The following is a 26520-nucleotide window of genomic DNA, read 5'->3' on the forward strand; positions in this document are numbered from 1 at the left end:
GAGATCAGGTGAGCGGTGCGAAGCGTGTGCTGGCCAGACCGCCCATCGCGTCCGCCATCAGCGCAGAATCGCGCACGACGCCGGCGTGGCACAGGCGGACCGCCGTTTCCTGCGCGATGGCACCACCCGCCACCGCCGCCGCGAGTGCGGCGCGCGCCTCGCCCAGCGTCGCGAACGGCCTGCCCAGCGCCGCCGACAATTCCGCGACCTCGACGGCCGCGAAGCCCGGCCCGAACCGTTCGATATCGCGCCACCATTTGACCAGCCGGGCGAGGCCCTTGGCCTTCACCGCCGCCTGCTGATCCGACAGGCGCGGGACGATCATGTCGCGCAGATCGTCGAGCGCGATGGCGAAGGAGCGCGCGTGCGGCCCCTCCGGCGCATCGGGCATGGCGACGGGCGGGAGATCGATGCCGCTCGCCTCGGCCAGCGCCTCGGCCAGCACGCGCCTGTGAACCATCGAATAGACCATGTTCATGCCGAGATTGGGCGGCGGCGGCGCGGTCGGGTCATCATGGCGCGAGCGGCTCGAGAAGCCCGCCTGGAACAGCAGCCGCCAGTAGCGCACGCGCGCCAGATCGACCGGCGCACCGCCCGCCGCCTCGTACGCGGCAAAGGCCTGGGGCAGCGGCACGAACGGCTGGAACAGCATCCGCAGGCAGATCATCGCGAGATCGGCCATCGGATCGCCGACATGCACCAGCTCCCAGTCGAGCAGCGCCGTCACCTTGTCGCCCGCGAACAGGAAATTGGCGGGGCCGGCATCGCCGTGGACGACCACCATCCGCTCCGGCTCCGGCGGGATGTTCGCCGCCAGCCAGTCGGCGGCGAGATGGATCAGCGGGTTGCCGGTCGCGGCGTTGTTCTCGCGGATGTCGGCGATGCGCGCCTCGATCTGGCTGCGCACGCTGGCGGGGGCGGGCACGCCCGCGACGCCGTGCGGATCGACGCGGTGGAGCGCCGCTAGCTGCGCCATGAAATCGGCGGCGATCGCATCGCGGCGCGCGGGATCGCTCTTCACGAGCTGGAAATTGGAATCGCCCGAGACCTTTTCGGCCACCAGCGCGCGCAATTCGGGGATCGACGCGATGAAGCGCGCCGTCGCGACGCCCGACCCCGCGAACGGCCCGGACAGCGCGCGCAGGATCGCGGCCTCGCGCAGGAAGGCGGCATCGTCGCCGGCGCCTGCGCGGTGGACGTCGTAGTTCATATAGGCGTCCGCGCTGCGCCCGTCGGCGAAGGCGAGCGTCAGCTCCGCCCCCTCACGCGAGGCACCGCCGCCGCCGCGCGGGCGGACGGCGGTGATGGTCGCGCCCGCCGCCGCCTCGACCGCGGCGAACAGGCCGTCCGGCAGCAACGCAGCGAGATCGCTCACCGCGTCGTCCTCAGCGCGTTGAGCATCCGCGCGAAATGATCGCCCACCCACACGTCCTGATCCTCGCCCCAGCCGATGCGCCCGTCCATTTCCCAGCGCATCAACTGGTTGAGGCCGTAGCCGCCCTCGCTCATGCGGCTGACCGACTGCCCTTCCGCCTCCAGCCGGCGGCCGGTCTCGTCGTACAGATCGACGAGCATGTGGCTGTTCCAGCCCGCGACCGGATCGCGGAAGTTGAGCATCTTCGACTTTTCCTTGTCGATCTCCCCGAACACGCCGTCCTTCAGCAGCCAGCCGACGTTCATCGGCGCCCAGCCCTTGGCATCGGCATCCTGCATCCGCACGAAGCCGAGGAAGCCGGTCTGGAAATCCAGGCTGTGGCCGTAGATGTAATCGATCCGCCCGCGCCCGCGCTCGCGCTCGATCTGGCGCCACAAGGGCCCGCCGGGATGCTTGACGCGGTTGCTGTCGGGCGCGTGCTTCTTCTGGCTGGTCTGGTACGGGCCGCCGCGCGGGCCCCAGGTGCGATCGCGCACGCCGACGCCGTCGATCGCGATCTTCTCGCCGCGCAGCGTCATCGTGCCGATCACATGGCCGAGCTGATCGAAATGCGGCGTCTGCACGAAGGGCGGTTCGCCGGGGCGGAAGCGGTGCGGCGGGTGGACGCCGGTATGCGTGAAATCGAGCGCGAAGCCGCGCTCCTTGTCCTCATAGCCAAGGTGATATTTCATGCCGGGCTCGAGCATCTTGAGGCTGTAGCCGCCGTTCGGGAAAGTGATGTCGCGCAGATCGGGATCGTCCGGCATCGGCGCTTCCTCGACCTTCTTGTAATAGGCGAGGCGGCCGGGCTCGATACCCTGATCGTCCCACACGAAGATGCGCCACGTCACCGTCTTGCGATTGGGATAATAGGGTGTGTGGATCCAGCAGGCGATCTTGCGTTCGGGGATGTTGAACGACCACCAGTTGGTCTCGGTCTCGTAAGGATCGTCGGAGAGTTGATGATAGCAATCGTCCTCGGGCCGGAACACGAGCTTCGGATCGTCGGTCATCTCATTCTCCCTTGAAGTCGGGCGGGCGCTTGTCGATCAGCGCGGCGACGCCCTCCCGGTAATCGGCGGTGGCGTGCGCGTTGACCTGGGCGAAGGCGGCCATGTCGAGCGCGGTATCGTAACTGGTGTTCTGGCCCTGGCGCAGCAACGTCTTGGTCAGGCGCAGCGAATGCGGCGGCAGCGCGGCGATCTTCGTGGCGAGCGCCAGCGCCTCGTCCAGCAGCGTGTCGTGCGGCACGACGCGGCTGACGAGGCCCCAGTCGGCGGCGGTTTGCGCGTCGATCACGTCGCCGGTGAAGAACAGCTCTGCCGCGCGGCTCGCCCCGATCACGCGCGGCAGCAGCCACGATCCGCCGTCGCCGGGGACGAGGCCGAGCTTGAGGAAGGTCACGCCGAACTTCGCCTTGTCCGACGCGATGCGGATATCGGCCATGCACGCCACGTCGCAGCCCAGCCCGATCGCCGCGCCGTTGACCGCGGCGATCACCGGCATGTCGAGCCCGTAGAGCGCGCGCGCGGCGCGGTGGATGTTGTCGCGGTAATGGTTGCGGATCTTGAGGCCCGTGCCCGAGAACGAGCCGTTGGGATCGGCCATCGCCTTCACGTCGCCGCCGGCCGAGAAGGCGCGGCCCTCGCCGGTGAGGATCACGCAGCGCACCGCCAGATCGGCATTGAGCGCCGCGCAGGCGGCCTGGATCGCCTCGCCGTCGCCGGGCGCGCCGAGCGCGTTCATCAGATCGGGCCGGTTGAGCCGCAGGATGGCGATCGGCCCCTGCCGTTCGGTGGTGATGATCGACATGGAGGCTCCTTCAGCCGAATTTCAGGCCCTGGGCGAGCGTCCAGGCGCCGTCTGGGTCACGGTGCCAGCCGGCCGCCGCGGCGGTGCCGCCATCGACCGGCAGCACCACGCCGGTGATGTAGCAGGCGAGCGGCGAACAGAGGAAGGCGGCGGCGTCCCCGCATTCCACATCCACGCCTTCGCGCCCCAGCGGGACCAGGCGGTTCATCGCATCCTGCGCCTCTGCGCCGGGTTCCTTCCAGTTCGCCGGATCGACCGGGCCGCTGCGATTGCCGCGGTTGCCGGGCGTCACGGTATGATCGGGCGCGATGGCGTTGACGCGGATCGCGTGCTGCGACAGCTCGATCGCCATCGATTTGGTGAAGCTCTCCATCCCCGCCTTGCAGGCGGCATAGACCGCAAAGCCCGGCGCGGCGCGCGTGCCCTCGATGCTGCTGACGTTGACGATCGATCCGCCGCGCGCGCCCGCCACCATCAGCGGCGCGGCGGCGTGGATGGCGGCGAGCATGCTCGTCATGTTGATGTCGATATGCCGCTGCCAGCTACGCTCCGACTGATCGACGAAATCGCGCCGCGACACGCCGCCGGCATTGTTGACGAGGATATCGAAGCGGCCGAACGCGGCGTGGGTTTGCGCGACGGCGGCGCGGACCTGTTCGCTGTCCATCACGTCGGTCGGGATCGCGAGCGCCTTGCGGCCCGCCTCGCGGATGCGCGCGGCGGCTTCCTCGCAGCGCTCCGGCACGATGTCGGCGACCGCGACGTCGGCGCCCGCCGCCGCCAGCCGCAGCGCGATCGCGCGGCCGATGCCGCCGCCCCCGCCGGTGACGAGTGCGGCCTGCCCGTTCAGGTCGATGGCGATCGCCATGTCCGTCCTCTCCTTCGTCCGTCGCTGCAGCGCGGCATACGATCCTTTACCGTTTCTCGTTACCAAGTACACCTAGATTGATAAGTGGACAGCCCGTCCACCGATCAGCGTGGCGGCGACGTTTTGCGCATCGAGCGCGTCGAGCGTCGCGGCCAGGCCGACGCGCAGCAGGCAGAGGTCCGCCGCCATCCCCACGCGCACGCTGGTGCCGCCGGTGTAGAGGCGCAGCGCCTGCGCAGGGGCGATCCGCTCGTCCGCGCCGAGCACGACGCCCGCCGCCGTCTCGCGCGTCACCGCCGCGCGCATCGCGGCCCACGGATCGAGCGGGCCGTAGGGCGCGTCCGAGCTGCCGAGCACCGGCACGTCCGCCGCGATCAGGCTGGCGCAGCGATAGAGATCGGCGTGCTCGCCCGCCGCGACATCGCGCAGATAGGCGTCGCCGCGCGCCGCGACGAAGCCCGGCTGCGTCGCCACCGTCAGGCCGAGCGCGGCGATCACCGGGATCGCGTCGGCCGGGATCACGCTGCCATGTTCGATGCGGTCGCCCGGCCGGGTGCCCGCCGCTTCGAACGCCGCCAGCGTCAGCGCGAGCTCGAACGCCGTGACACAGTGTACCGCGACCGCCCGGCCCCAGGCGCGCGCATCGGCGATGCGGGCGATGAAGGCGTCGAGATCGGGCGGTGCGCGTTCGTCGGGGACGATCTTGACCGGCCCGACCGCGAAAGCACCGTCTGCCGGGGACGACAGCGCACCGCCGCTCATCAGCGTGAGCCGCTGCGGGATCGCGCCCGTCAGGATCGCCGCCGCATCCGCATCGGTGGTGACGCTCGCGTCGGTGACGGCGGTGACGCCGCAGGCGGCGAGGCGCGCGCCAAGCGGCGCGAGCGGCGGGACGACCGTGCCGATCGCCGCGCGCAGCGCCGCATCGCCGCGCCACAGCCGCCCGCTATCGCGCTCCAGCCCGGCGATCTCGCCGGCCGCCGCCAGCGCCGCATCGTTGAGCACCCACAAGGCGCCGGTGCGATCGAGCACGCGCAGACGGTGCGCGGGGGCGATGCGCGTCAGCACATGCCGGTCGAGCCGTTCGGCGACCGGCGCGGGGCAGCGCGTCGCGCGCAGCCAGCTTCCGGCCGGGCGTGTCGCGGCGATGCGCGCGATCTCGCCCGCCACCGCGTCCAGCGTCTCGCACGCCGACAGATCGATCGACTCCGCCGCGGCTGCGGTCGCGAGCAGATGGATGTGGTGATCGACGAGGCCGGGGATCAGCGCGCCGCCCCGCCCGGCGATCTCGTCGCGCTCTCGCGGCAGGTCGCGGCCGATCGCGGCGACGCGCCCGTCGGCGATCAGCACGTCGCAGGCCGCGCCGTCGACCTCGACGCCGCGAAGCAGCAGCCGGCTCACGGCGCCGAGGCCGCGACGCCCGCCATGGCGGCATCGATGAAGCCGCTCGCGCCGCCCGCGAGCGCGCCCAGCACGGCGGCGGCGGCGGCAAGCCCGGTCAGCGGATCGGCGACGGCATCGCCGAGGAACTCCGGCGCACCGCTCGCGCTCCAGCGCACCAGCCCGCCCGCAGCGGCGGCGTCGTCGCCGAAGGCGACACGCGGCGAGTCCCAACCGTGACCGCTCACCGCCACCCAGATCAGCGCGGGGTTGGCGGCCAGCACCGTATCGCGGTCCAGCCCGAGCGCTACAAAGGCGCGGGCGCGGGCGCTGGTGATGAGGACATCCGCCTCGGCGATCAGGGCGGCGAGGCGCGCGCGGTCGCGGGGTTGCGCGAAGTCGAGCCGCTGGCGCGCTTTCGCGCCGTTGAGACTCTGGTCGAGCGCGGGGGCGCTGCGCGCGGTCGTGTCGGGGCGGGCGGCGCTTTCGATCTTGGTGACGGCGGCCCCGGCGGCGGCGAGGATCGCGCCGCACAGCGGCCCGGCCCACAGGCTCGACAGATCGAGGACGCGCGGCGCGGCGCGGGGGTGTCCGCCTGCCTGCACCGGCGGCTTGGGCAGGCGCGGCGGCGCTTCGCCGACGATCGAAACGGGCAGGCCGAGCAATGCCGCCCGGTCGCGCGCCTCCACAGCCGTCATGCCGCGCACGTCGCGCGTCACGGCGGACCATGCGTCGCCGCGTACCGGGCGTCCCAGCCAGGCAGGCACGAGTTCGATATCCTCGCCCCGCGCGAGATTGACCGCGAGCCAGCCGTCCTGCGCGCGCACCAGCCGCGCGTGGCGATTGGCGGAACGCCGGCCGGGCCGCGCCAGCGCGACCGCATCGCCGCGATCGAGCGTCGCGCGCGGATCGAGCTGGACGCCGTGGCGCGCGATGTCGCCGCACAGCCGATCCGCCAGGGCGAGCGCGCGGTTCATGCCGCGACCAGCCCCCAGCCCGCCGCCACGTCGCGCGGAATGCGGCGGCCGCTCAACAGCATGTAGCCGGTGCGGTGCCGCCCGATCGCGCGGGCGACACTCACCGTGCCGCCCGCGCCCGGCATCAGGCCAATGCCGAGTTCGGGAAGCTGGAAGAAACTGCCGGGCGCGGCGAAGCGGTGGGCGGCGGCGGCGGGAATCTCGATCCCCGATCCGATGCACGCGCCGTGCAGCATCGCCGTCGCGCGGTCGCCCAGTTCGTGCAGGCGCAGCGCGCAGGAGCGCAGCATCCGCACCGCATCGGCCTGCGCGAGATCGGTCGCCGTACCGAATTCCGCCAGCACGCCGCCGGTGGAGAAGCACGCCCCCTCCCCGCGCAGCACGACGCACGGAGAGGACGGATCGTCCAGCGCCGCGCACAGCGCCTCGTGCAGCGCATCGCGCATCCCCGCGCAGATGCCGTTGCGGCTTTCAGGCCGCGCGAGCGTGATCGTCACGACATCGCCGTCGCGCGCAACGGCGAGGGGCGGGCCTGCCGCCACCGGCATCGCACGATCGGGTTGCGCCGCGCGCCACGCGCGGAACGCCGCCCCGCCGAGCAAGGTCGAATAGGCGAAGGATTCGAGTTGCAGCGCATCGCCGAACGGCAGGCCCGCACCGATCCGCAACACGCGCGCCGCCGCCGCCGCCGCGATCGGCGCACGCGCCACCGCCGCGGCGATCGCCTGCGCGGCCGCCAGCGGATCGCGCACCGTCACCCACGGCGCGGGCGCGGCAGGGCGGGTGGTCAGCAGAAGGTCGAAAGCGTCGGGTTCGACGACCGGCACGGCGCCCGCGCGGTCGATCCCGCCGACGATCGCCGTAGTGTCGCGCGACAGGGCGCGGGCCCGCGCAGGCGCACCCGCGTCGGCAAGGTCGATCCAGACGATCGGCCGCTCGCCCAGTGCCGAAAAGGCTTCCGCCTCGAGATGATCGATCGCGGCCAAGGCCGCGCTCAGGCGGCGACCCGCGTCGTCAGCTCGACCTTGAGCACGCGGCGCAGCAACTTGCCGGTCTCGTTATAGGGAAGCTCGGCCCGGAATTCCCAGGTCTCGGGCGTCTTGGTGGAGCGCAGCCGCGCCTTCACCCACGCCGCCAGCTCGGCGATCGCCGGTGCGTCGTCGCACACCAGCACCGCCGCCACGCGCTCGCCCCATTGATCGTCGGGCAGGCCGAGCACGGCGACGTCGCGGACGCTGGGATGCGCGCGCAGCACGTCCTCGATCTCGCCGGGCGAGATGTTCTCGCCGCCACGCACGATCACGTCGTCGAGCCGACCCTCGACGTAGAGATAGCCGGCCTCATCGAGATAGCCCGCGTCGTTGGTCGCGAACCAGCCGTCGTCGGACAGCACTTTCTTGTGGAGGTACTCGCCCGCCACCTGCTCGCCGCGGACGTGGATCTCGCCGGATTCGCCCGCCGGGACGGGCTTGCCGTCGGGGCAGCGGATCTCGAGTTCGAGCGTCGGCAGCGGCCGGCCGACCGAACCGAGCCGCGCGCGCACCTTGGGATCCTGCGAGGAGATCGCTTCGCGGTGATCGTCGGGGCCGAGCACCGCCACGGTCGAGCTCGTCTCGGTCAGGCCGTAGGCGTTGACGTAATCGACGTGCGGCAGCAGCCCCAGCGAACGCTCGATCACCGGCAGCGGCATCCGCCCGCCGCCATAGGAGAGCGCGCGCAGCGTCGGCAGCGTGATCGCGCGCGCATCGAGCACATCGAGGATGCGGCCGAGCATCGTCGGCACCACCATCGCGTGCGTCACCGCCTCGCCAAGCGCGGTATCGACCCAGATTTCGGGCGTGAAGGCAGACACATAGACGAGCCGCCGCCCGCCGTAGATGCCGGTCAGGATCGCGGAGATGCCGGCGATATGATAGGGCGGCACGCTGATCAGCGCGGCCTCGCCCTCTTCGGCGCCCATGAACTCGACCGTCGAGACGACGTAGGAGGTAAGGTTGCCGTGGCGCAGCACCGCCGCCTTGGGCTCGCCGGTGGTGCCGCTGGTGAACAGCAGCACGGCAATGTCCTGCTCGCTCGGCTCGATCTCCGCCGCGCGGTTGGCGGGATCGAGACAGGCGGCGTCGAACGCCTCGCGCGTCACGACGGTCACGCCCTCGATCCCCTCGGCGCGCGCCACCATGTCGGCATCGACGATCGCGACCGACGGCGCGGTGCGCGCGAGCAGCTTGCGCAGATCGGCATCCGCCAGCCGGTAATTGACCGGCGCGAACGGCATCCCCGCCAGCGAGCCGGCGAACAGGGCGACGGGCAGCGTCGGGCCGTTCAGGCCGCAGAAGACGAGCGTCTTGCCCGGTTGCTGCGCCAGCCAGGCCGCGCCGCCGCGCGCGCGCGCCAGCACTTCCTCACCGAGAACGGGGCCGTCCGGGCCCGACAGCATCGGCCGGTCGGGAAAACTCTCGGCGGCCATTTCGAGCAGGAGCGAAATCTGCATGGCGATGGATCAGTCCGAAGCGGGAAGCGCCTTGGCTTCCTTCAGGTTGAGCGGCTTGCCGTCGATCGCGAGCGAGCCCTTGCCGGCCTTGCTGCCGAGCACTTCGAGCCCCGCCGCCTCGTCGAAATAGCGCTTGCCGACCGCGGTGCCGCCGGAAAAGTCCGGCGAGAGTTCGAGGCCTTCGGGTGCCGTCGCGGCCAGCGCGACCATCGGCTGCCCGCCACATTCCAGGCTCACCGGCGTCTTGGGAGGGCGCACCACCACGACTTCGCTCGTGCAAACCGCGCTCTTCCAACGCGAACCGGGCTTCAACTCCATGTCCTTCTCCATCACGCGACCGCACCGATCGCTTTTAACTGTTCGATCCGGTCCCAGTCGATGCCCAATTCCATCAGCACAAGCTCGGTGTGCTCCGACGGTTCGGGCGCGCGGACGGTCTCCACCTTGGCGCGGTTGAACTGCACCGGATTGGCGACCAGCCGGATCGGCGGCCCGCCATCAGCCGATTCGACCTCGAAGATCAAGTCGTTTTGAAGTACCTGTTCATCCGACGCGACGTCGTGGACGGTCTGGTACGGCGCCCATTGGCCCTTCAGCGTCTTGAGCCGTTCGATCCACCACGCGAAGGGGCGCGCCTTGATGGCGCGCGTCACTTCGGCATGGGCCAGTGCGGCATTCGCTTCCTGCATCAGCGCGGTGTCGGTGGAAAAGCGCGGATCGTCAACCAGGTGAGCGAGGTCGAGATGCTCGAAAGTGTCCCGGATATAGGGACCGGGCTTCAGCACGGTGAGGTTGATGTGCCCGCCGTCGGCGGTTTCGAACACGCCCATGAAGGGATTGGTGCCGACCTGCGCGCCGCCGCCGGGCATCTGCGCCTGGAACGGATCGGACTTCAGCTCCATCGCCACGTCGATGCTGCACGCCGTCGCCCAGATGCCGGAGGACAGCAGCGACACGTCGACCTCGGTCGTCTCGCCGGTATTCTTGCGGTGAAACAGCGCGGCGGCGATGCCGCCGGCGATGTTCATGCCGCCGATCGTGTCGCCATACGCCGGGCCGGGCTGCAGCAGCGGGCCGCCGAGTTCGGGCGGCGTCACCAGCTTGGCCGATCCGCCGCGCGCCCAGAAGGCAGTCGAATCGAAACCGCCCTTTTCCCGGTCCGGCCCCTTGTCGCCGAAGGCCGAGCCGCGGACGTAGATGATGTCGGGATTGGCGGCGCGGATATGTTCGAGATCGATCTTCAGCTTCTGCCGCTGGCTGGGCAGATAATTGGTGAGGAACACGTCGCAGGACTTGGCCAGCTCGTAGATCAGCTCCTGCCCCTCCGCCGTGGAGACATCGATCCCGACCGACCGCTTGCCGCGATTGGGGTGCTGCATCAAGGCGCTGCGCTGCGGATTGACTGCGAGGCGTTGCAGCATCTGGATGCCGCGCTGCGCATCGCCGCGAACCGGGTGCTCGATCTTGAGCACGTCCGCACCCCAATCGGCCAGCACCGCGCCCGCCGCGGGCACGTAGGTGAACTGCGCGATCTCGAGAACGCGGACGCCCTTCATTACCTGCGTCATCTTCTTCCTCTCCTGCCGCCTATGCCGCGCGAGAGTCGCCCGCGCGAATAACTGACGATCCGTCAATCCTGTTATCGCGGCGCTTTCGCGCTGTAAACCGATGTGTATAGGTGTTTGGGAAAGTTACGAGGGGCTATTCGTTGACGTTGGCGACGCCGGAGTTGAATCAGAGCGGCCAGATGATGGGCTCGAAGGGCCGGCGGACCCGGCGCAAGCTCATCGATACCACCGTCGAGCTCCTCGCCACCACCCCGCTGCGCGACCTCAAGGTGGTCGACATCACGCAGGCGGCGAGCACGTCGGCGGCGACCTTCTACGTGTATTTCGACAATGTGATCGAGGTCGCGCTCGCCGCTTCGGCCGAGCTGACGCAAAGCACGCCCGAGATCATCGCCACGGTCAATTCCGAATGGACGCGCGCCAACAGCCACGATCGCGCGGTCGAGATGGTCGATCACTATCTCGCCTATTGGGGCGCGCACCGCGCGCTGATGCGCACGCGCAACCTCGCCGCCGAAGAGGGCGACATTCGTTTCATCCGCGTCCGCGAGGAATCGATTCGCCCGCTGATCCTGGCGATGGTCCACAAGATCGAGCTGGCGCAGCGGGAAGGCCGGGTTTCGCGCCGTGTCTTTCCCTATGCCAGCGGCGGCACCGTGCTGATGATGCTCGAGCGCCTGGGCGCGCTCGCCCGCGTCTACGACAGCAACGGCGGCGTCATCACCTTCGCCCAGATGCGCGAAGCGGCGGCGCATACGATCGCGGCCTCGTTCGGCTGGCCGATCCAGGACGACACCGCCGGCTGAAACGTCACTCGGCGCGATTGGCGCTCGCCCGGGCCAGCGACGTTTCGTTGGCGGGTTGCGATGCGCGCGCCTCGATCAGATCGACGCTGACGTCGGCCGGAAGCGTCAGCACCGCGATCAGCGTTCTGGCCATCGTTTCGGGTTCGACGCTGTGGCCGGTGAAGGCGGCATGGCCGGTGCGCTGGATCGTCGCGAAGAAGCGCGGCACCACTTCGGGATCCCAATGCGCGCCGCCGGTGCTGCCCGCCACCGAACCGGAGCGCAGCACGGTGACGCGGATACCATCCTCGCGCAGCTCGTCGCGCAGGCCCTGCGACAATGTTTCCAGCCCCGCCTTGGTCGCCGCATAGACGCTGAGGAACGGGAACGGCATCCGCACCGATTCGGAACTGATGTTGACGATATGGCCGCGGCTGGCGCGCAGATGCGGGATCGCCGCGCGCGTACACCAGATCGGCCCGAGCAGGTTGACGCCGACATGCCGCTCGACCTGCGCGCTGGTCGCTTCCTCGAGCAGGAAGGGATGGAACAGCGCGGCGTTGTTGACGAGGATGTCGAGCCGCCCGAAGCGCGCGACCGCCGCCGCGATGCTGCGCTCCACCGCCGCCGCATCGGCGACGTCGCAATCGAACGCGGCGGCGGCATCGCCGTGCCGCGCCGCCAGCGCATCGGCCTCCGCCGAGGCGCGCGCGAAGATCGCCACCTTCGCGCCTTCGGCCACCAGCGCATCGACGAAACGGCTGCCCATTCCCTTCGACCCGCCGGTGACGATCGCGACCTTGCCGGCGAGGCTCATGGCTTGCGGATCATGCCGCCGTCGACGCACAGCGTCTGGCCGGTGATGAATCCGGCCGCGTCGGACAGCAGGAAGAGCACGGCGTCGGCCTGTTCGTTGGTGTCGCCGAGGCGGCCGAGCGGCATCTGCGCGACGATGCCCTCGATGATCTTCGCATCGACCTGGCGCATCGCATCGGTCAGCGTCGGGCCGGGCGCGACGCCGTTGACACGGATGCCCTTGGGACCGAGTTCGGCGGCGAGACTCATCGTCAGGCCGTTGGTGCCGAGTTTCGAGATGCCGTAATAGGCGCCGGCCGAGCCCGAGAGATAGGCGGCGGTCGACGACTGGTTGACGATCGCGGCACCCTTGCGCCCCTCCATCAGCGGCACGATCGCCCGCGTGACGTAGAGCGCGCCGTGCAGGTTCACGGCCATGAACTTGAGGTAATAGTCGAGATCGACCGACATCAACGGTTCGTAGCGCATGCCCGCGAAGATCGCGGCGTTGTTGACGAGATAGTCGACACCGCCGAACGCGGCCTTGGTCGCCTCGGCCAGCGCGGCGCAGGAGGCGGGATCGGCCACGTCGGTCTTCACGAAGATCGCCGCATCGCCGATCTCGGACGCGACGCGCTGGCCCTGCTCGGCGTTGAGCTCGGCGACGACGACCTTCGCGCCCTCGGCGGCGAGCCGCTTGGCATAGGTCTCGCCGATTCCCTGCCCCGCGCCGGTGACGACGGCGACCTTGTTCTCGAAACGCATCGATCTCTCTCCAGTCTTGTGTTTTTTACGGGGGCTTACCAGGCGATGTGGAGGTTCGTCACCGACATCAGGCCGGGCGATACCATCTGGTCATCGCTGTCGGCGATGCTGAACATCGGCACGCGGCGCAGCCAATGCTCGAGCGCGATCTTCATCTCCTGCCGTGCCAGATGCGCGCCCATGCACAGGTGCGCGCCGCTCGCCAGCGTGAAGTGACGGTTGCCCTTGCGCTCGGGATCGAAATCGCGCGGGCATTTGAAGGTCTCGGGATCGAAATTGCTGACCGAGGTGAGCGCCTGCACCCAGTCGCCCGACTTCATCTCGACGCCGTGCAGCACCTGGTCCTTCTTGAGCTGGCGCATCGAGAAGACCAGCGGCTGCATCCGCAGGAATTCCTCGATCGCGCCGGGGATCAGCGCGGGATTCTCGCGCAGCCGCTGCTGCAGGCCGTGGTCGAGTGCGAGCCGGCGGAACATCTGCCCCAGCGTCGAGGCGACCGTATCGAGCCCGCCCAGCCACAGGAAGAACATCGTGCCGATCTTCTCGTCGGCGGTCAGCGGCCTGCCGTCGATCGTGCCGTTGACGATCTTCGAGGTCAGGCTGTCGTCGGGCCTCGCTTCCTTTTCCGTGATGAAATCGCGCAGCCACGCCAGCACCGACGCGGTCGCCGCCCCCATCCGCTCGAAATCGCGCGTATGCAGGATCTCATATTCCCAGGCGAGGAACTGATCGAGCACCGCATGCGGGAAGCCCATCAAGTTGAAGAACACCTTGACCGGGAACACGCGCGCGAAATCATAGGCGAAATCGCCGCCGCCCTTCGCCAGGAATTCGTCGATCATCTCGTCGCAGAGCGCGCGGATATCGGCGTCCATCTCGCCCACGGCCTTGGGGGTGAACCAGGGGTTGAGGAAACGCCGGTAGGACGAATGTTCGCCGCCGTCGAACGACAGCGGGATGCATTTGAAGTCCTCGCCGATCAGCTTCTGGAAATCGGCCTGGCCATGCGAGCCATAGGTCTCGCCGTCCTGATAGACCTTGGCGCAATCCTTGTACCCGGTCAGCACCCAGTGTCCGCCGACAATCCAGGTCGACGGGAACGGCGACCACATGACCGGCGGAATGTCCGCCTCGCGCAGCCGCTCGGTGTGGATATAGGGATCGGGGCAGCTGTTAGGCAGCTGACCCTGGAAATTGCGCAGATCGCGGATCAACTCGCGCGGGACGTGCGCGGGTGCCTCGACGTCGAGATGCACCGGCTCTTCCGGCGGCGGGCTCATCATGATTTCCATGAGATCGGTCATGTCGTCTCTCCTGCCTCGCGGGGGGTTCAACCGCCCTTGAAGCTGATCGTCTTGATGGTGGTGAATTCGTTCAGGCCCTCGATGCCGTATTCGCGGCCATAGCCCGAGCGCTTGATGCCACCGAACGGCGCGTGGCTCGACATGCGGCCGCCGCCGCCGTTGATCGAGACGCCGCCGGTGCGGATCTGCAGCGCGATCTCATAGGCGCGGCCGACGTCCGCCGAGAACACCGAGCCCGAGAGACCGAACTCGCTGTCGTTGGCGATCTCGATCGCCTCCTCGTCGGTGTCGTAGCCGATGACGACGCCGATCGGGCCGAACACCTCCTCCTGCGCGATGCGGTGGCTGTTGTGGACGTTGTCGAACAAGGTCGGCTCGTGGAAGAAGCCCTTGTCGAGCCCCGCCGGCCGCTTGCCGCCCGACACCAGGGTCGCCCCCTGATCGAGCGCGATCTGGACGTAATCCTCGGTGCGCTTGCGCGCCACTTCGCGGATCAGCGGGCCCATCCCGACCGATGCATCGGCGGGATCGCCGACCTTCACATGCTGCAGCATGTCCTTCACCGCCGCGACGTACTGCGCACGGATCGAATTGTGGACGACGTGCCGCGTCAGCAGCGCGCAGCCCTGGCCGCAGTGGATGGTGAAGCCCATCAGCCCGTTCTGCGCCGCCGCGACGATGTCTGCGTCGGGGCGCACGATCATCGCCGACTTGCCGCCGAGTTCGAGCAGCACGCGCTTGAGCGTCGGCGCCGACTGCGCCTGGATCATCGCGCCGACCTTGTCGGAGCCGGTGAAGCTGACGAGATCGACGCGCGGATCGGTGGTGAGCGCGGTGCCGACCTCGATCCCGCCGGTCACGATGTTGAGCACGCCCTTGGGCAGCCCGACTTCCTCCGCGATCTCACCCAGGATCAGCGCCTCGAACGGCGTGTAGGGCGACGGCTTGAGCACCACGGTGCAGCCGACCACCATCGCGGGCACGATCTTGCCGATGTTGAGGAAGAACGGGAAATTGTACGGCGTGATCGCCGAGACCACCCCGGCCGGATCGCGCGCCATCACGCCAGCACCCAGCGTCAGCGTGCCCTGCGCATTGGGCGTGGTTTCGACCGGCAGCGGCGTGATCGCCGGGCGCGACGAGATCTCGACCATGTGCCGCGCGTGCTGCATCGGGATGCCGTATTGCAGATATTGCGCGAGCATCTGCGTCGCGCCGGCCTCCGCCACGATCAGCTTGATGATCTCCGGCGCGCGGCGCTCGATCGCGTCGAGGAACTCGGTCATCTTGGCCTGGCGCTCGCGCTGCGGAAGGCGCGGCCACGGACCCTTGTGGAAGGCTTCGTAGGCAGCGGCGAGCGCCGCCTCGACATGCGCCGGGCCGCCGACCGGGGCCTCGCCGAGCACGCCTTCGGTCGCCGGATTGAGCACTGCCTCGAGCTGGTCGGTGCTCATCCATTCGCCGTTGATGTAGAGCGCCTTGCTGTTCTTCAGAATCGTCATGCTGTCCTCTCCAAGCGTGCCGCGACTCTGTCGGGCCGTCGTTACATAGATGCTTTACTGTAACATGATGCCGAACAATAGCTGAAAATTGTAACGGCACCGAGAAATGATCACGGGTCAGGCCGCGTCGGGCAGGCGGACGATGCCGGCACCGTGCAGCGCCGCCGCTTCCTCCCCCGCGATGCCCAGCTCGGCGAGGATCGAGCCGGTATGCTCGCCGTAGCGCGGGGCGGTGCGCAGCGCGCCGATCGGGCGCTCGTCGAACTGCGCGGGCGATGCCCCGCCGAGATAGCCCTGCCCGTCGCCGTCCTCGATGCGCGTGATGAAGCCGTTTTCCAGCGCCTGCGGGTCGGCGATCACCTCGGCCGGGCTCTGCAGCGGCGCCCAAACGCCTTCGAGCGTGGCGAGCTTGTCCTTCCACCAGGCGAAATCGTGCGCGAGAAACACCTCGTCGAACTCGCGGATCAGCGCGCGGCGGTTCTCGAACCGGGCGGCGGCATCCTTGTAGCGCGGATCGTCGAGCAGATCGGTGCGGCCGAGATGCTGGAGCAGATCGGGCCACCAGCGATCCATCAGCAGGCACAGCGAGATCCAGCGGTCGTCCTTCGTGCGGTACAGGTTCACCATCGCGCTGAACGCCTCGTCGCGGCCGCCGTTCGGCCCGCGATCCAGCCCCATGCCCGCCGCCGCCATCGACTGCGACATCAGATAGATGCCGAACAGATACAGCGCATTGTCGACCACCGCGCCCTGCCCCGTCCGCTCGCGCCGGAACAGCGCCGCCGCGACCGCCCCCGCCAGCGTCGCCCCGCCGCCGAGATCGCCGACCGATCCCGGTTGCTGCGGCGGCTCCAGGCCGGGGCGCGTCTGCATGTAGCCCGAGCCGGAGCGGCACCAGGACGAGGGGAAATCGAAGCCGCCGTCGTTCGCCATCGCCCCGCGCAGGCCATAGCCGGTGCCGCGTGCATAGACGATGCGCGGGTTGATCGCGGCGATATCGGCCGGTTCGATGCCGAGCTTGGCGCGCGCATCGGCGCGCAGGTTGGTGATGAACACGTCCGCCGTCTCGACGAGCCGGCGCAGGATCGCGCGGCCCTCCGCTTGCGTCAGATCGAGCGCCAGCGAACGCTTGCCGCGATTGCCCGCCTCGAAGAACATATTGCGCCCGTCGCGCCCGGAATTGGGGATCGCCAGATTGCGGCCGGGATCGCCACCCGCGGTGGTGCGCTCGATCTTGATGACGTCGGCACCCCAGTCAGCGAGGATCATCGATGCCGCCGGCACGAACGTATGTTCCGCCACCTCGATCACGCGGACACCCGCCATCACGTCGTACATCGTTCGCTCTCCGTTAGCCGCGCTCTCATGGGCCGCTTTTCAGACTGCGATCATACCGTACGCCGTCAGCGCAACAAGTGATGAAACGTCATTTCTTCGCGCCACTCCGGTCGTGCAGCCTGCGGCGGAAACGGCAGCGCGCGGCGACTCAATTCTGGACGACGACGTGGCGCTCGCCGAGTTGTGCGATCTCGGCAGCGTCATAGCCGAAATCGGCGAGCACGCGGTCGGTATCCTGCCCGACCAGCCCGGCCGGCCCCGCCACGGTTTCCGATCGCGAGAAGCGCATCAGCGCTTTCAGGCGCGGGACGCGATCGAGGAACGGATTGTCGGTCTCGGTCACCAGCCCGAGCTGCTGGCCCACGCTTCCGGCGTCGAGATAATTGGCCTCGACCGGCCCCGGCGCGCAGACCACACAGGCGACGTCGGCGGCGCGCAACAGCGCCTCCCACGCTGCCGCCGGCTGGGTCGCGAAGGTTTCCGCGAGCGCGTCGAGCAGCGCCGCGTCATGGTCGCGCCGCGATGCCATCGTCGCAAAACGCGCATCGTCGCGCAGGGCCGTGCCGCCCGGCAGCGCGCCGCACAGCCGTTCCCACTCGCGCTGGCGGGGTGCGGCGAGGAACAGCCAGCGGCCGTCTGCGGCCTTGTAGAGATGATAGAGCGCATGAAAGCCCTGCACGATCGCATCGGCACGATCGGGCGGGGCGACGCCATCATATTCGACCATCGTCTCCGCCAGCGCGTGCGCGGCGCTCGACAGCATCGACGTGAACAGCACCTGCCCCCCTGCCCCGCGCTGGCGCGCGACGAGCCCGAGCAGCATCGACGTCGCGACGCTCGCCGCCGAGAGGCCGTCGGCATTGCCGACCCCCATCACCGCCGCCGCCAGCCGCAGCGCCGCCGCCTTGGTCTCCGCAGGCGAAAGATCGGGGCCTTCGGGGATCACCGACTCGCCATTGCGCCAGGCGAGCCCGGCCGCAGCACCAATCGTCGGCGCGAAGGCGGGGCGATGCCCGCACGGCCCGCTCTCGCCGTAGCCCGGCGCACTCTGGTAGATCAGGCCGGGGTTGATCGCGTGCAGCGTCGCCGCGTCGAGCCCCAGCCGCTCGGCGACGCCCGCGCGGAACGATTGCAGCACGATGTCGGCCTTGGCGATGATGGCGTGCGCGACGGCGCGGCCCGCATCGCCGTGCAGGTCGATCGCCACGCAATCCTTGCCTTGCAGCACCTTCATCCCCGACACTTCGGGGAAGGGCAGCATGTTGCGGTGGGGATCGCCGTCAGGCTGTTCGAGCTTGATGACGCGCGCGCCGAGTTCGGCGAGCAGGGTCGCGCCGTACGGGGCGGCGTAATAGGTGCCGAGCTCGATGACCGTCACGCCGTCGAGCGGCGGTTTCGCACGGACGGCGGGCGGCGCGGTGCCGCCGGGCGCGGGATCGGACAGCGCCTCGGCGATCCGGCGCAGCGCCGCCGCATGTTCGCCGAGCCGCGGGGCCACGCCGATCCGCGCGGGCGTGGCGTCGGCGCGGATCATCGGCCCCGGCATCCGCAAGGCACCGACGTCACGATCCGCCGTCTCGTGCGTCATGCCGTTCCACATCATCTGGGGATGATCGAGCAATTCGCTGCCCTTGCGGAACAATTCACCCCAGACATTCGGGTCGCGATCGAATTCCGCCGCCCATTCCGCAACCGTCTTTTCGCGTACCTTGGCGAGCAGAATTTCCCAGAATTCGCGTCGCGTATCCACGTCGTCGAAGTCCGGCGCGGTCTTCCATCTGGGATCGTCGAACATCCAGGTGAGGCCGAACATCGCCATCATCGCGCGAAACAGGCGATCGACGGTCTGAGAGAATTGCAGCCAGCGGCCATCCTTGGTGAGCGCGATCAGCAGGCGGAACGACAGGCCGCCGCTGGGAACGCCGTTTGCCGATACCGGCGTCTGCGTGAAGCTGTCCTGGAACCGGCTGGCGACGACGCGCGAGAACCAGTTGAAGGTGTCATAGACCGTAAGGCCCTCGGCCAGCGAGGTCTCGACGCGCTGCCCCGCGCCGCTCTTGCCGCGTTCGTAGAGCGCAGCGAGGATCCCCTGCGCCGCAAGCTGGCTCGTGGCGAAGGCGCAATATGCGGCGGAGGCGAAACCGGGCCCGTCGCCCGGCGACAGCGTCGACAAGGCGGACATCGCGCCGAAGGTCGCCATGACGATGCCCTCGTAGCCCTGCAGACCGGCCAGCGGCCCGCTCTGCCCGAAGCCGCTGATCGAAGCGTAGACCAGCCCCGGATTGCCCGCCGCCAGCGTCGCATAGCCGATGCCGAGCCGGTCGGCGACGCCGGGCCGGAAGCTCTCGATCACCACGTCTGCGCTGCCCGCCAGCCGCTGCGCGACCTGCAGGTCGTCAGGTGCCTTGAGGTCGAGTTCTATGCTCTGCTTGCCCCGCCCCCAGAACGGCCACGCGCCGTCGCGGCGCAGCGCGCTGCCGCCGGGCCGTTCGACCAGGATGACCTCGGCACCGAAATCGGCGAACAGCTGGCTGGTCTGCGTCCCGGCGCGCGTGTCGGAAAAGTCGATGACGCGCAAACCCGCCAACGCCTGTGTCTGCTGCGTCAAAGCCTTCGCCCTCTCACCCGCCGCGCCCTGTCGGGTCGCGCGCCGGCGCCTCGACATCGGTTGACACCGCACTGTTATTATCTCTCTCTATCCGGCATACCGCGGGGGATCAACCAATCCACATGCCGCATAGAGGAACCTGTATCGCGCGCCCGTCAGGGCGGGTAAACAGAGGAGAGGACAGGATATGAGCTTCGTTTTCAGCGCCGATGGCCACATCGTCGAGCCCGCCGATCTCTTTACCGCCAACCTGCCCAAGTCGCTGGCCTTCCACGCGATCCGCAGCGAGGTGCGCGACGATTTCCGCTGCACCGTCAGCGGCGACAAGATCATCCACCGCATGCGGATGCGCCCCAACATGGCCGATATGGAGGCGACCGCGACGCGCAAGCTCGCGCCGGGAGAACAGCCCGCGCGCAAGGCGCTCGGCCATAACAATATCGAGGGCCGCCTGACCGACATGCGCGCGGAAGGGATCGACGCCGAGATCGTCTTTCCCAGCCTCGCGCTGTGGACCTATCATATCGAGGATCCCGAGGCGGAGCTCGCCACCTGCCAGATCTACAACGACTGGCACGACGCTTTCTTCCGCGCGCATACCGACGTGTTCGTGCGCTGCGGCGTGCTGCCGGTGCGCGATCTCGGCAACACCGCGCTCGAACTGAAGCGGCTGGCCTCGCTCGGCTTCACCACGGCGATGCTGCCGGTGGTGATGCCCGCCGGCGTGCCGACCTACAATAACGAGGTGTGGGATCCGGTGTTCGCGCTCGCCGCCGAGCTCGGCATCGTCTTCGTGCTGCACACCGGCACAGGCCAGGAGGATGTCGTCGTCCACCGCGGCGCGGGCGGCGCGGTGATGAACTATACGCGGCAGATGAACGACGGTGCCGACGCGATCATGATGCTCGTCGCGGGCGGGATGCTCGACCGGCACCGCGGCGCGCGCATCGCCTGCATCGAATCGGGCGCGAGCTGGCTGCCCGCCGTCGCCGAGCGCATGGACGAGGTCTACGACGCGCATTACATGATGGTGCGCCCCAAGCTCGACCGGATGCCGAGCGAGATCATCCGCGATCAGGTCGCCTGCTCGTTCCAGTACGACCGCGCCTGCATCATGGCGCGATCGGTGGTGGGGCATCAGGCGTTCCTGTGGGGTTCGGACTATCCGCACGCCGAGGGCACCTTCCCCAACACGCCGTTCGTGCTGTCGAAACTGTTCGACGGGATCGAGATTTCGGAAGGCGAGAAGGCCGATATCGTCGGGCTCAACGCAGCCCGGCTGTTCGGCCTCAAGCGCGCGGGCCTGAGTGTGGCCGGAGCCGTCGCCGCATGACGCTGGAGGAATTGCGGGCGAGCATCCGCCTGCCGGTGATCGCGGCGCCGATGTTCCTGATGTCAGGCCCCGATCTCGTCATCGCCTGTTGCAAGGCGGGCGTGATCGGATCGTTCCCGAGCGCGAACGCCCGCACCGCGGAGGATTTCGAGGCGTGGCTGCAGCGTATCGAGCAGGAGCTGGCCGATGCGCGGGCCGCAGACCCCGCCGCCGTCATCGCGCCCTATGCCGTCAACCTGATCGTGCGCGGCGCGGGCGAGCCACGCTTCGTCGCCGATCTCGCGCTGATCGAACAGTATCAGCCGCCGCTCGTCATCACCAGCGTCGGCCCGCCGGGTGAGGTGGTGGCGAAGGTCCACGCTTACGGCGGCCTCGTCTTTCACGACGTGGCGACGCTGCGCCATGCCACCAAGGCAGCCGAGCAAGGCGTCGACGGGCTGATCCTGCTGACGGCGGGCGCGGGCGGGCACACCGGCACCGCCAATCCCTTCGCCTTCGTGCCGCAGGCGCGCCGCCAGTTCGACGGCGCGTTGTTGCTGGCGGGCGCGATCAGCGACGGGCGCGGCATCCGCGCGGCCGAGGCGCTCGGCGCCGATTTCGCCTACATGGGCACGCGCTTCGTCGCGACGCAGGAATCGATGGCCGGGCCGGAATATCGCGACCTGCTGGTCGGGCAGAAGATGATGGACGTCATCACCACCGACCGGATCTCGGGCATGTCCGCCACCTTCCTGCGCGGATCGCTGGAGCGCGTCGGGCTGGACCCGGCGAACCTGCCGCCGACGCAGGGTTTCCTCCAGCCGACCATTCCCGAAGAGCTGAAGGCGTGGCGCGATATCTGGAGCGGCGGCCACGGTGTCGGCCAGATCGACGATATCCCGACCGTCGCCGAACTGGTCGACCGGCTCGAGGCGGACTATCGCGCGGCGGGCTGAGCGTTAGTCCCGGCGGTCAGTCCTCCGGGGCGATCGTGACGCGCAGGCCGTCGAGTTCCGGCGCGATGGCGATCTGGCACGACAGCCGCGAGGTCGCCACGCGGTGATCGGAGCTGTCGAGCAGATCGCTTTCGTCGGCGCTGGGCCCGCCGACCGCATCGATCCAGGCCGGATCGACGATCACGTGACACGTCGCGCAACTGCAGCAACCGCCGCACAGCGCCAGCATCTCGTCGATGCCGGCGTCGCGAATCGTTTCCATTACCGAAAAGCCGGACTGTGCCGGCAGATGCTGTTCGGTTCCGTCGCGCAAGATCACTGCGATGGTCGTCATGTGGTTCCCTCCCCTGTCGCCGGCCGCCGGTTCGCGGAAAAGCGCTCTCTGGTACGAGATGACCTTAGTGTTGCGCCAATCCGAACAAAAGCGGATTCTTGTTCCGCACATGGATTTGAGCGGAGCATTCGAAAAAGCGCGCCGACAACGGTCTATCGTTCGAGAAATGCGCACGGTACCGAACGCGGGCAAGGTGCGACTCGAAAAAGCATCCCCTCAGAGCCGCGCACAGCGGCAAACCGGCTTACAGCCGTGCGCAGGGATACCCTTGAAGCAAAAAGCGCTCAGCAAGGCTCTGAGGGGATTTTGGAGCCCTCGCTCCTGACGAGAGTTATTGCGCCGGCGTTTTCTCGGCCGGTATGGCGCTCGCGGCCTGCTGATCGACGACGCCCTGCTCGCGTTCGGCCCTGGCGAGCGCGGCGCGCTTTTCCTCGTCGGTGTCGACTTCGGGCGGCTGGCTGGTCTGATCGGTCATCGCGTCTCTCCGTCTGCATGCGCCATCAACGCGCCGCGCCCGCGATCGATGCGACTCAGGCGGCTGCGCCCCACAGCCGGTCGTACACGCCGCTCGCCGCACCGTCCGCCCCGCCGAGTTCGCCCTGCAGCGCGCGCAGGCGATAGCTGAAGAAGTGCAGTTGATATTCGCACGTCACGCCCATGCCGCCGCTGAACTGGTGGAGATCGAAGGCGAGCTTGTTGACGTGATCCTGCGCATAGGTCGCGGCGATGTCCGCCGCCGTCGCCTCGCCCGACCAGGCCGCGTGCAGCGCGAGGAAGCGCATCGCGCGCGCGATCTGATGACATTGGGCGAGCCGGTGCTGCACCGCCTGATAGCTGCCGATCGCGCGGCCGAAGGCGAAACGCTCCTTCACGTGCGCGACCGTTACCGCCACCGCCGATTCCGCCGCGCCCGCCGCCTCGCAGGCGATGGCGACGCGCGCCCATTGCCGCAGCGTCGCCGCGTCGCCGATATCGGTCGCGGCCGACCAGTCGGGTTCGGCGGCGAAGCGGCCGTAGGGATAGGCATAGACCGAGGCGACCGGCGCGACCGCAACGCCGGCCAGATCGAGCAGCAGCGCGCGCTCGCCGTGCAGCGCGAGCGCGTGCGTCGCCACCGGCAGCATCCGCTGCGCCTTGCGCCAGTCGCCCCCGACGATCGCGAGCGGACCATCGGGGACGTCGCCCGTCAGTACGGCTGCGACCAGCGCCGACGCGCCGACGCTCGTCACCACCGGCAACCGCGACACTTCGATCGCAACCAGCGCCGCCTCGAGCATCCCCATGTCGAGCCCGGCGCGCAGGAAGCCGCCCTCGGCCAGCGCGCCTTGCAGGTTCGCTTCGTAATGCGCGTAATCGCGCTCGTGCCCCGGCGGCATCGCCTGCCAGCGGCTGCCGAGCGCCTCTACCGCCTCGACCAGCAGGCGCTGCTCGCCCGTCAATTCCATATCCATCGCGTCAGTTTCCTCGCGGCAGATCGAGCGCGCCGCGCGCGATCAGGTTGAGCTGAAGTTCGTAGGTGCCGGCCGCGATCGTCGCGGCGATGTTGCCGCGGTGAAATTCGCGCAGCACGGGATCGCCCGTCGTCAGGCAATCGGGCACGTATTCGATCAGGAAATTGGTGAGATCGGTACACGCCTCGGACGCGGTGATGCGGCTGATATTGGCGTCGACGCTCGGCCCCGCCCCCTTCGCGCGCTGATCCACGACGACATAGGTCAGGAGCCGTGCCGCCTCGAACTTGGCGACGATCCGCCCGACGCGCGCCTTGATGACGGGATCGTCTCCCCTGCCCTCGCGCGCTAGCTGGGCGATGGCCTTGTCGAGCAGTTTCCTGCCGACGTGATAGCGCGGGATGCCGACGCGCTCGAAGCTGAGCGCGTAAGTGATGATGTCCCAGGCCTTGCCCTCCTCGCCGACGCGGGCGCTGCCCGGCACCTCGACATCGGTGAAGAACACTTCGTTGAGATGCCCGTCGCTGACCAGACCGGGGAAAGGCTTCACTTCGATGCCCGGCGTATCCATCGGCACGAGGAAGATCGAGATGTCCTTGCGACCCTGCCCCGTCCGCGCGAGCAGGAAGCAGAAATCGGCGAGGCGCGAATAGCTCGTCCAGATCTTCTGGCCGTTGACAACATAGCCGTTGCCCTTGCGCTCGGCGCGCGTCTGCAACGCGGCGAGGTCGGTGCCTGCGCCCGGTTCCGAATAGCCCTGGCACCAGATCACCTCGCCACGGCGGATGCGGCCGAGATGCTCCTCCTGCTGCTCGGGCGTGCCGTATTTCATCAGCACCGGGCCGAGCCAGTTGACGTTCATATATTGCGGCCCGCGCGGTTCGCCGCGCCACTTCATCTCCTCGGCGAGGATGAACTGCTCCCACGGATCGGCGCTCTCGCCGCCCCATTCCGCCGGCCAGTGCCGCACCAGCAGCCCACGCTCGGCGAGCTTGGGGCAGAACTCCCGGCTGAAGTTGATCTGGTCAGCCGAGCCATAGCCCTGCGGCGCGTAGTGGCTGTCCCAATCGTCGGGCAGCAGCTCGTCGAGCGCCCCCTTCACGCGGGTGCGATAGGCCTGCTGTTCCTCGGTCCAGGCGAATTCCATGCCACTCTCCTCCGCGCCGATTCTGCTGCGGCTCGGCGCGCAACAGACATTGACAGGGTTTCCATGTCAAGAGCAGAAGGTATCCATTAAAGACATACAGGAGACGATGCATGTTCTCGCTCAGCGGCAAGACGGTGGTGGTGACAGGTGGCGGGCGCGGCATCGGCCGCGGTATCGCGCGCGCGATGGCGCAGGCCGGCGCGGACGTGGTCATTACCGGGCGAAGCCTCGCTCCGCTGGAGGAGACTGCGGCCGAATTGCGCGCGCTCGGCGCGGATGTTGCGGTGGTGCCTGCTGACATTATGAGTTTCGATGGCATTGCCGAAGTGGTCGCGGCGGCGCTGGCGCTTGGCGGGCGGAGCTATATCGATTGCTGGGTCAACAATGCCGGCAGCGCGTCGCCAGGCGATGTCGGGCCGCTGATCGACATGGACGAGCGGCAGTGGGATGCGGTCGTCGATCTCAACCTCAAATGGACGTTCTTCGCCGCGCAGGCCGCCGCGCGGACGATGACGCGAGGCGGATCGATCATAAACATCTCGTCGCGCTCCGGCTCGCAGCCTTGCCCGATGACCGGCAATTACGGCGCGGCCAAAGCCGGCGTCGAGAACCTGACCGCGACGATGGCGGTCGAATGGGGGCACCTCGGCATCCGCGTCAACGCGATCGCGCCGGGCGTGGTGCTGACCGAAAGCTCGTCCTCGATGACCTCCGAAAGCCGCCGCCGCCGCCAGATCGAGACGGTGCCGCTGCGCCGTCTGGGCGAGGTCGACGATGTCGGCCCGCTCGCCGTCTATTTCGCATCGGACGAATCGTCGTGGACGAGCGGCACGGTGGTGCAGGTGACGGGCGGCAGCCGCATCCCGGTCGGCGTGCTGACCTATCTCTACAAGGCCAATCGCGATGCCGAGGCGCGCGAGGCGGCGGGCGGATGAGCGAGGCCCCTCCCCTGCCCAAGCGTCGCGCGTCCGAGACCATCGCGGAGACGCTGCGCCGCGAGATCATCGCCGGCCGCCCGGTCGATCGCACGCCCGCGCTGATGGCGCGCTTCGGCGTGTCGCGGCCTACGCTGCGCGAGGCGTTCCGCGTGCTGGAGAGCGAACGGCTGATCGAGGTGCGCCATGGGTCGCGCAGCGGCGTGCGCCCCCTGCGCCCCGCCCCCGACAGCGCCGCGCGCGTGACGGGACAGACGCTGCAGGCGGCGGGCGCGACGATCGAGCAACTCTACGAAGCGCGCGAGGCGTTCGAGCCCTTCGCCGCCGCGCTGCTGGCCAGGCGCCGCGACCGCCGCGACATCGCCGACCTGCGCGCCGCGCATTCCGAGCTCGCGGCGTTGGTCGATGCGCGCGCCTGGACCGATCTGGCAGGCGCCCTCGCCCGCTTCCACCAGCGCCTCGTCGCGCTGACCGGCAACCAGATGCTCGCGCTGACCGCAGCGACGATCGCGACGTTGCTCGAAACGCATCAACGCAACCGCGACCGCCATGCCGAGCCGGTCGAGCCCGATGCCGCCGCGCTCGAATTCCGCAGCCGCGGCGTGCGTTCGATCGCGCGGCTCACCCGCCTGATCGAGACGGGCGACGCCGCCGGTGCCGAGGCGCACTGGCGCACGCATCTGGTCAATTCGGCGGACTTCTGGCTCGCCGGCCAGGACCGGCACGCCATTATCGACATTCTCGGCAGCGCTGCGTAATCGCTCTCCTCGAAAGAGGA

General features: G+C 69.0%; 25 protein-coding genes. 5 read left to right on the top strand and 20 right to left on the bottom strand.

Translation table 11 applies throughout. The annotated features are described in order from the left end of the window. Window positions 1–4 precede the first annotated feature (4 nt). The 10 genes from Q5H94_RS07890 to Q5H94_RS07935 all read right to left on the bottom strand — a co-directional run bounded on the left by Q5H94_RS07890 (window position 5) and on the right by Q5H94_RS07935 (window position 10510). Window positions 5–1375: a phosphotransferase family protein gene (locus Q5H94_RS07890; RefSeq protein WP_304560711.1), complete on the bottom strand. Its 1371-nt coding sequence runs from the start codon at window positions 1373–1375 to the stop codon at window positions 5–7. Further along, window positions 1372–2427: a DUF7065 domain-containing protein gene (locus Q5H94_RS07895; RefSeq protein ID WP_304560712.1), complete on the bottom strand. Its 1056-nt coding sequence runs from the start codon at window positions 2425–2427 to the stop codon at window positions 1372–1374. Before Q5H94_RS07895 ends, Q5H94_RS07890 begins: the two co-directional genes overlap by 4 nt. Before the next feature lies 1 nt (window position 2428). Further along, the gene (locus Q5H94_RS07900; RefSeq protein WP_304560713.1) at window positions 2429–3226 is read right to left on the bottom strand and encodes a crotonase/enoyl-CoA hydratase family protein; all 798 of its coding nucleotides are present in this window, start codon (window positions 3224–3226) and stop codon (window positions 2429–2431) included. Window positions 3227–3236: 10 nt separating this feature from the next. Next, on the bottom strand, window positions 3237–4094 hold the full coding sequence (locus tag Q5H94_RS07905) for an SDR family NAD(P)-dependent oxidoreductase (protein WP_304560714.1): 858 nt from the start codon (window positions 4092–4094) through the stop codon (window positions 3237–3239). Between the two features lie 72 nt (window positions 4095–4166). Beyond that, on the bottom strand, window positions 4167–5495 hold the full coding sequence (locus Q5H94_RS07910) for an amidohydrolase family protein (RefSeq protein WP_304560715.1): 1329 nt from the start codon (window positions 5493–5495) through the stop codon (window positions 4167–4169). Beyond that, window positions 5492–6451 (bottom strand): CoA transferase, encoded by a 960-nt coding sequence (locus Q5H94_RS07915; protein ID WP_304560716.1) that lies wholly within the window; start codon window positions 6449–6451, stop codon window positions 5492–5494. The genes Q5H94_RS07910 and Q5H94_RS07915 overlap by 4 nt, the downstream gene beginning before the upstream one ends. Further along, complete coding sequence (locus tag Q5H94_RS07920; protein WP_304560717.1) at window positions 6448–7437, bottom strand: enoyl-CoA hydratase/isomerase family protein; 990 nt, start codon at window positions 7435–7437, stop codon at window positions 6448–6450. The genes Q5H94_RS07915 and Q5H94_RS07920 overlap by 4 nt, the downstream gene beginning before the upstream one ends. Window positions 7438–7445: 8 nt before the next feature. Then, window positions 7446–8942, bottom strand: a complete 1497-nt coding sequence (locus tag Q5H94_RS07925; RefSeq protein ID WP_304560718.1) for a class I adenylate-forming enzyme family protein — start codon at window positions 8940–8942, stop codon at window positions 7446–7448. A 9-nt stretch (window positions 8943–8951) separates the two neighbouring features. Then, window positions 8952–9260 (bottom strand): hypothetical protein, encoded by a 309-nt coding sequence (locus Q5H94_RS07930; RefSeq protein WP_304560719.1) that lies wholly within the window; start codon window positions 9258–9260, stop codon window positions 8952–8954. An 11-nt stretch (window positions 9261–9271) separates the two neighbouring features. Then, window positions 9272–10510: a CaiB/BaiF CoA transferase family protein gene (locus Q5H94_RS07935; RefSeq protein ID WP_304560720.1), complete on the bottom strand. Its 1239-nt coding sequence runs from the start codon at window positions 10508–10510 to the stop codon at window positions 9272–9274. 140 nt (window positions 10511–10650) lie between these two features. Here Q5H94_RS07935 and Q5H94_RS07940 point away from each other — a divergent pair, with 140 nt between their 5' ends. After that, a complete protein-coding gene (locus Q5H94_RS07940) occupies window positions 10651–11316 on the top strand; it encodes a TetR family transcriptional regulator (protein ID WP_304560721.1) in 666 nt (221 codons plus the stop codon). A 4-nt stretch (window positions 11317–11320) separates the two neighbouring features. Here Q5H94_RS07940 and Q5H94_RS07945 read toward each other — a convergent pair whose 3' ends face one another. The 6 genes from Q5H94_RS07945 to Q5H94_RS07970 form a co-directional block, all read right to left on the bottom strand. Beyond that, window positions 11321–12112 (bottom strand): SDR family oxidoreductase, encoded by a 792-nt coding sequence (locus Q5H94_RS07945; protein ID WP_304560722.1) that lies wholly within the window; start codon window positions 12110–12112, stop codon window positions 11321–11323. Continuing rightward, on the bottom strand, window positions 12109–12855 hold the full coding sequence (locus Q5H94_RS07950) for an SDR family oxidoreductase (protein WP_304560723.1): 747 nt from the start codon (window positions 12853–12855) through the stop codon (window positions 12109–12111). The genes Q5H94_RS07945 and Q5H94_RS07950 overlap by 4 nt, the downstream gene beginning before the upstream one ends. Window positions 12856–12890: 35 nt before the next feature. Further along, the gene (locus Q5H94_RS07955) at window positions 12891–14159 is read right to left on the bottom strand and encodes a cytochrome P450 (protein ID WP_304560724.1); all 1269 of its coding nucleotides are present in this window, start codon (window positions 14157–14159) and stop codon (window positions 12891–12893) included. Between the two features lie 26 nt (window positions 14160–14185). Then, window positions 14186–15661, bottom strand: a complete 1476-nt coding sequence (locus Q5H94_RS07960) for an aldehyde dehydrogenase family protein (protein ID WP_304560725.1) — start codon at window positions 15659–15661, stop codon at window positions 14186–14188. Window positions 15662–15778: 117 nt separating this feature from the next. Beyond that, complete coding sequence (locus Q5H94_RS07965) at window positions 15779–16999, bottom strand: CaiB/BaiF CoA transferase family protein (protein ID WP_304560726.1); 1221 nt, start codon at window positions 16997–16999, stop codon at window positions 15779–15781. A 148-nt stretch (window positions 17000–17147) separates the two neighbouring features. Next, a complete protein-coding gene (locus Q5H94_RS07970) occupies window positions 17148–19607 on the bottom strand; it encodes a CaiB/BaiF CoA transferase family protein (RefSeq protein WP_304560727.1) in 2460 nt (819 codons plus the stop codon). A gap of 187 nt (window positions 19608–19794) precedes the next feature. On the opposite strand from Q5H94_RS07970, the gene Q5H94_RS07975 reads away from it, so the two are divergent. Together Q5H94_RS07975 and Q5H94_RS07980 are read left to right on the top strand one after the other, a co-directional pair. After that, window positions 19795–20940, top strand: coding sequence for an amidohydrolase family protein (locus Q5H94_RS07975; protein ID WP_304560728.1), 1146 nt, complete (start codon window positions 19795–19797; stop codon window positions 20938–20940). Then, entirely contained in the window at window positions 20937–21875 is a 939-nt protein-coding gene (locus tag Q5H94_RS07980) for an NAD(P)H-dependent flavin oxidoreductase (protein ID WP_304560729.1), read from the top strand. Before Q5H94_RS07975 ends, Q5H94_RS07980 begins: the two co-directional genes overlap by 4 nt. 16 nt (window positions 21876–21891) lie before the next feature. Here Q5H94_RS07980 and Q5H94_RS07985 read toward each other — a convergent pair whose 3' ends face one another. The 4 genes from Q5H94_RS07985 to Q5H94_RS08000 all read right to left on the bottom strand — a co-directional run bounded on the left by Q5H94_RS07985 (window position 21892) and on the right by Q5H94_RS08000 (window position 24807). After that, window positions 21892–22209: a 2Fe-2S iron-sulfur cluster-binding protein gene (locus Q5H94_RS07985; RefSeq protein WP_304560730.1), complete on the bottom strand. Its 318-nt coding sequence runs from the start codon at window positions 22207–22209 to the stop codon at window positions 21892–21894. A gap of 331 nt (window positions 22210–22540) precedes the next feature. Next, window positions 22541–22684 carry a hypothetical protein gene (locus Q5H94_RS07990; RefSeq protein ID WP_304560731.1) on the bottom strand — a complete coding sequence of 48 codons (144 nt, stop codon included), beginning with the start codon at window positions 22682–22684 and terminating at the stop codon, window positions 22541–22543. 55 nt (window positions 22685–22739) lie between these two features. After that, window positions 22740–23660: an acyl-CoA dehydrogenase family protein gene (locus tag Q5H94_RS07995; RefSeq protein WP_304560732.1), complete on the bottom strand. Its 921-nt coding sequence runs from the start codon at window positions 23658–23660 to the stop codon at window positions 22740–22742. A 4-nt stretch (window positions 23661–23664) separates the two neighbouring features. Next, window positions 23665–24807 (bottom strand): acyl-CoA dehydrogenase family protein, encoded by a 1143-nt coding sequence (locus Q5H94_RS08000; RefSeq protein ID WP_304560733.1) that lies wholly within the window; start codon window positions 24805–24807, stop codon window positions 23665–23667. Window positions 24808–24917: 110 nt separating this feature from the next. On the opposite strand from Q5H94_RS08000, the gene Q5H94_RS08005 reads away from it, so the two are divergent. Together Q5H94_RS08005 and Q5H94_RS08010 are read left to right on the top strand one after the other, a co-directional pair. Then, a complete protein-coding gene (locus Q5H94_RS08005; protein ID WP_304560734.1) occupies window positions 24918–25742 on the top strand; it encodes an SDR family NAD(P)-dependent oxidoreductase in 825 nt (274 codons plus the stop codon). Next, window positions 25739–26500: a FadR/GntR family transcriptional regulator gene (locus tag Q5H94_RS08010; protein ID WP_304560735.1), complete on the top strand. Its 762-nt coding sequence runs from the start codon at window positions 25739–25741 to the stop codon at window positions 26498–26500. Before Q5H94_RS08005 ends, Q5H94_RS08010 begins: the two co-directional genes overlap by 4 nt. Window positions 26501–26520 lie beyond the last annotated feature (20 nt).

Origin of the sequence: Sphingomonas immobilis (assembly GCF_030580995.1) — a bacterium.
Classification (GTDB): Bacteria; Pseudomonadota; Alphaproteobacteria; order Sphingomonadales; family Sphingomonadaceae; genus Sphingomonas; species Sphingomonas immobilis.

Coding starts and splice junctions, on each gene's coding strand:
- Q5H94_RS07950 (WP_304560723.1), bottom strand. CDS start 12,855: ATGCGTTTCGAGAACAAGGTCGCCGTCGTCACCGGCGCGGGGCAGGGA.
- Q5H94_RS07980 (WP_304560729.1), top strand. CDS start 20,937: ATGACGCTGGAGGAATTGCGGGCGAGCATCCGCCTGCCGGTGATCGCG.
- Q5H94_RS07995 (WP_304560732.1), bottom strand. CDS start 23,660: ATGGATATGGAATTGACGGGCGAGCAGCGCCTGCTGGTCGAGGCGGTA.
- Q5H94_RS07895 (WP_304560712.1), bottom strand. CDS start 2,427: ATGACCGACGATCCGAAGCTCGTGTTCCGGCCCGAGGACGATTGCTAT.
- Q5H94_RS08010 (WP_304560735.1), top strand. CDS start 25,739: ATGAGCGAGGCCCCTCCCCTGCCCAAGCGTCGCGCGTCCGAGACCATC.
- Q5H94_RS07990 (WP_304560731.1), bottom strand. CDS start 22,684: ATGACCGATCAGACCAGCCAGCCGCCCGAAGTCGACACCGACGAGGAA.
- Q5H94_RS07975 (WP_304560728.1), top strand. CDS start 19,795: ATGAGCTTCGTTTTCAGCGCCGATGGCCACATCGTCGAGCCCGCCGAT.
- Q5H94_RS07965 (WP_304560726.1), bottom strand. CDS start 16,999: ATGTACGACGTGATGGCGGGTGTCCGCGTGATCGAGGTGGCGGAACAT.
- Q5H94_RS08000 (WP_304560733.1), bottom strand. CDS start 24,807: ATGGAATTCGCCTGGACCGAGGAACAGCAGGCCTATCGCACCCGCGTG.
- Q5H94_RS07925 (WP_304560718.1), bottom strand. CDS start 8,942: ATGCAGATTTCGCTCCTGCTCGAAATGGCCGCCGAGAGTTTTCCCGAC.
- Q5H94_RS07955 (WP_304560724.1), bottom strand. CDS start 14,159: ATGACCGATCTCATGGAAATCATGATGAGCCCGCCGCCGGAAGAGCCG.
- Q5H94_RS07915 (WP_304560716.1), bottom strand. CDS start 6,451: ATGAACCGCGCGCTCGCCCTGGCGGATCGGCTGTGCGGCGACATCGCG.
- Q5H94_RS07935 (WP_304560720.1), bottom strand. CDS start 10,510: ATGACGCAGGTAATGAAGGGCGTCCGCGTTCTCGAGATCGCGCAGTTC.
- Q5H94_RS07945 (WP_304560722.1), bottom strand. CDS start 12,112: ATGAGCCTCGCCGGCAAGGTCGCGATCGTCACCGGCGGGTCGAAGGGA.
- Q5H94_RS07985 (WP_304560730.1), bottom strand. CDS start 22,209: ATGACGACCATCGCAGTGATCTTGCGCGACGGAACCGAACAGCATCTG.
- Q5H94_RS07930 (WP_304560719.1), bottom strand. CDS start 9,260: ATGGAGTTGAAGCCCGGTTCGCGTTGGAAGAGCGCGGTTTGCACGAGC.
- Q5H94_RS08005 (WP_304560734.1), top strand. CDS start 24,918: ATGTTCTCGCTCAGCGGCAAGACGGTGGTGGTGACAGGTGGCGGGCGC.
- Q5H94_RS07905 (WP_304560714.1), bottom strand. CDS start 4,094: ATGGCGATCGCCATCGACCTGAACGGGCAGGCCGCACTCGTCACCGGC.
- Q5H94_RS07960 (WP_304560725.1), bottom strand. CDS start 15,661: ATGACGATTCTGAAGAACAGCAAGGCGCTCTACATCAACGGCGAATGG.
- Q5H94_RS07900 (WP_304560713.1), bottom strand. CDS start 3,226: ATGTCGATCATCACCACCGAACGGCAGGGGCCGATCGCCATCCTGCGG.